This window comes from Parendozoicomonas callyspongiae, assembly GCF_023502345.1.
Classification (GTDB): domain Bacteria; phylum Pseudomonadota; class Gammaproteobacteria; order Pseudomonadales; family Endozoicomonadaceae; genus Sansalvadorimonas; species Sansalvadorimonas callyspongiae.
In genome coordinates, this window is sequence record NZ_JAMFLX010000112.1 from 1 (window position 1) to 845 (window position 845).

Annotated in this window: 2 protein-coding genes; one reads left to right on the plus strand and one right to left on the minus strand. The window is 43.2% G+C overall.

The genetic code is table 11. The features are described 5' to 3' along the window. Nucleotides 1-492 (minus strand): AHH domain-containing protein (locus M3P05_RS20510; protein ID WP_249701997.1); only part of this gene is annotated, 492 nt, incomplete at its 3' end. Nucleotides 493-689: 197 nt separating this feature from the next. On the opposite strand from M3P05_RS20510, the gene M3P05_RS21310 reads away from it, so the two are divergent. Beyond that, on the plus strand, nt 690-845 hold a 156-nt coding region (locus tag M3P05_RS21310; protein ID WP_408635968.1), incomplete at its 3' end, for a 4Fe-4S cluster-binding domain-containing protein.

Below are 845 nucleotides of genomic sequence, written 5' to 3' on the forward strand. Positions count from 1 at the left end.
CTTTTTGTGCTCTTTGAGCCGAATCATCCAAACGCCATTGTAAGGATCATTGATGCGAATATCATATAAATGCAGTTCAATTCGCGCATCGGCTGCATGCTGTGTCTTCCCAGTACCAGGCACAATATGATGGGCAGTATGTTTGGGGCTGGGTTTTGGTTTTCCCATCGCAGACAGATGCTGCTCAAGTACGTCCGTTGGATGATGTTTCTCTTCTTTCATTTGAGATAACGTCATCTCTTTTTCACGATATTCCTTGAGCTGAACCTGAACCCTGATACGTGAGCGAGCTGCCATTGCCTCATTTTTCAAATGAGCCATTTCACTCCGTTTATCTGCAAGTCTGGCCTGACGCTGCTCTGGTGTTTCGTTTCCAGACTTTTTGGCCAATCGGTATTGCTTCCGGTGAAATTTGGTAGCCTTGTCCTGAAAATCATGGATGATCTTTTCATTCATCCATTTCAAACAGGTGCTTTGAAACCCTGCGCCCATGAGATACTTGCATTGCACTACCGTATTATTTTTTGGAGTTGTTATCTTGCAGTACTGCTTTTCGTTGTATCTGCTTCCAGCACCACTGGCAGCAAACGGGATTATATCGTTTTTTCGATATGGTAAGTAATTACATCATAACTTTTTAACTTAAAACTGAAGTTACGCAGCTACGAACGTTCGTAGTTACTTGAATGATGCCTGCAGAGCTAACAAATAAATTCATAATCAGGTGGTTTGTGGTCTCGTTTCAGGGTTGCACACTGGCTTGCAAAGGCTGTTGGAATACGTCCGTGTGGTCTCATAAAGCTAACAGCCTTATCTTCAGGGAGATGGATATCATGCTGTATACG